The organism is Mesorhizobium sp. M2C.T.Ca.TU.002.02.1.1, from assembly GCF_003997225.1.
Window position 1 is genome coordinate 1 of the sequence record NZ_RZTO01000786.1, and the last position, 2818, is coordinate 2818.

Sequence of the window (2818 nt, forward strand, 5' to 3'; positions counted from 1 at the left end):
GGCCTTGGACGCGATCATCTTGCCGACGGGCACGCCGCCGGTGAAGGTGATGAGGTCGATATTGGCATTGGTGATCATCTCGTCGCCGATATCGGCCGGCCATCCGGTGACGACCGAAAGCATCTCAGGCGGCAGGCCGGCCTCATAGAGGATATCGGCCAGCATCAGCGCGGTGATCGGCGTCAGCTCCGTCGGCTTGACCACGACGCAATTGTTGGTGGCGATCGCCGGCGCCACCTTGTGCGAGACCATGTTGAGCGGATGGTTGAACGGCGTGATCGCCGAGATCGCGTTGAGCGGCTCGCGGAGGGTGAAAATCTTGCGCTGCTTGCCATGCGGGGTGAGATCGCAGGAGAAGATCTGTCCGTCGTCCTGGATAGCCGACTGGCCGCTGAGGGTAAATACATCGAAGGCGCGGCCGACTTCGTAGAGCGAATCCTGCTTGGAGATGCCGAGTTCCAGCGTGATGAGATCGGACAATTCTTCCTTGCGGGCGTTGAGCAGCTCGGCGGTCCTGAGCAGTATCTTCTGCCGCTCATAGCGCGTCAGCTTCGGCTGGTAGGCAGCCGCGATCTCAAACGCGCGCCGCGCATGCTCGGCCCCACCCGCCGGCACGGTGCCAATGACTGTATCATTCCAGGGAAAGCGCACCTCCAGCCGATGCTCGGCGTCGACCTTGCGGCCGGCGATGCGCATCGGCTCGTGGCGGACCTTGATGGCGGGATCGAGTTGGGTCATCGGTTGGTTCCAGTCTTGATGCGTTGCGGGGTCGACCCCCACTCCGGCCCTTCGGGCCACCTCTCCCCCGATCGACGGGGGAGAGGAAATCGGGTCGGCGCCCTATTGTGCTCAAATCCAGAAACGCCGCATTCAAGCCAAGCACGGCCGATCGCCCTGGCGCCTTTCCTCTCCCCCGTCGATCGGGGGAGAGGTGCCGGGCGAAGCCCGGCGGAGTGGGGGTCGACAGCGCCAACCCTATGCCTGCGCCGCCGCCATCGTGGCGTAATAAAACGCATCGAAATTGCGCAGCACGGGCTCGTTCGGCAGGTCCGGCAGCACGCGGTTGACGATGAAGGGCACCTCCTGCTCGGTCAGTCCGCCATGCGAGCGCAGCGGCTCGTCGAGCGCCGCCAGATTGTGCCGGTGCTCCGAAGTGCCGATCGTCTTGTTCTCGCCCGAGATCAGGATGATATCGCCCATGCGGTCCTCGGGCAGCTCGAAGCGGGCGCAGCCTTCCTCGCGGCCGAGCACCAGGATGATGTCCTCGACCTTGCGCAGCTTTTCCATCACCGCCTCGCGATCGGCGCCCTTGGGAAGGTAAGCGGTGGCAAAGGAGCCCAGCGCGCCGTGATGCACCACATAAGGGTCGGTGATCGGCAGGATGACGCGTGCGGCGTCCTTGCCCAGCCATTCGTCGAGAAGATCCTGCACATAGACCACATTGGGCGAGCCGTCGGCATGGTGCTTCGGCTTCATGCCATGGTCGGCGGTGACGACGATCGCCGCGCCCAGTGCGTCAAGCTCGGTGAGATATTTGTCGAACATTTCGTAGAAGGCGTTGGCCTGGGGCACGCCCGGCGCGTATTTGTGCTGCACATAGTCGGTGGTGGTGAGATACATCACGTCCGGGCGGAACTCCTTCAGGAGTTGCACGCCGGCGGCGAAGACGAATTCCGACAGCTCTGCCGAGTAGACCTCGGGCACGGGCAGGCCGAAATGCTTCGAGGCATTGTCGATGCCGTGCTCGGCCTTCGTCGTGGTGTCCGACTTCTCGGCCGAGAAGCACATCGCCCGGCCATCCTCGAACTTCAGCCCCTTGCCGAGCAGCGCGCGCAGCTTGTCCTTTGCCGTCACCACAGCCACCTTGGCGCCGGCATCGTAGAAGGCCTGGAAGACGGTCGGCGCGCGCAGGAATTTCGGATCGTTCATCATCACCTCCTCGCCCGTCTCCGGGTTGTAGAGGTAGTTGCCGCAGATGCCGTGCACCGCCGGCGGCCGGCCGGTGGCGATCGACAGATTGTTGGGGTTGGTGAAGCTCGGGATCACCGAATGGGCAAAGCGCACGGTTCCCTTCTTCTTGATCCTTTCCAGCGCCGGCATCAGCCCGGCTTTGATCGCTTCATCGAGATAGGCCGGCTCGCAGCCGTCGAGGCAGATGGCGATGGCCGGCACGCGCGGCCAGGCATAGGAACGGCCATTGGCCGTGACGTTGACGGGGGACATCTGGTTCATCTCAAGGACCTTTCAGGCGGCGAGCTTGGCGCGCTCGGCGATAGCGGCGGGGGACGGGGCGGCGGTGTCGACGCCCATCTCGTTCAGCGACTGTGCGGCTGCTTCGACCACGCGGCGCATGACATGCTCGTCCATCTGGCCGATGCAGCCGATGCGGAAGGAGTCCACCACCGTGAGCTTGCCCGGATAGATGATGAAGCCCTTGTCCTTCATCAACTCGTAGAAGCGGTCGAAGGCGAAGTTCGGATGCGCCGGGTTGAAGAAGGTGACGATGATCGGCGACAGCCAGCGATCCTTGAGCAGCGTTTCGAAACCGAGATCGCGCATGCCGGCCACCATGACGTCGCGGTTTCGCGTATAGCGCGCGCCGCGTCCGGCGACGCCGCCCTCGGCCTCGTGCAGGCGTAGCGCCTCAAGGAAGGCCGCGACCACATGCGTGGGCGGCGTGTAGCGCCACTGCCCGGTCTTGTTCATGTTCGCCCATTGCGCATGGACATCGAGCGACAGCGAATGGCTGCGGCCCTTCGCGGCTTCGAGCTCGCTCTTGCGGGCGATGACGAAGCCGAAACCCGGCACGCCCTCGATG

The 2818-nt window shown here is 64.2% G+C and carries 2 protein-coding genes and 1 pseudogene; all 3 read right to left on the bottom strand.

All coding sequences use genetic code 11. The features are described 5' to 3' along the window. Positions 1–738 (bottom strand): aldehyde dehydrogenase family protein (locus EOD07_RS29390; RefSeq protein WP_127237836.1); only part of this gene is annotated, 738 nt, incomplete at its 3' end. A 237-nt stretch (positions 739–975) separates the two neighbouring features. Further along, entirely contained in the window at positions 976–2232 is a 1257-nt protein-coding gene (gene phnA, locus EOD07_RS29395) for a phosphonoacetate hydrolase (RefSeq protein ID WP_127237837.1), read from the bottom strand. A gap of 12 nt (positions 2233–2244) precedes the next feature. Then, positions 2245–2818 (bottom strand): annotated as a pseudogene (locus EOD07_RS29400) (2-aminoethylphosphonate--pyruvate transaminase); the annotation flags it as partial.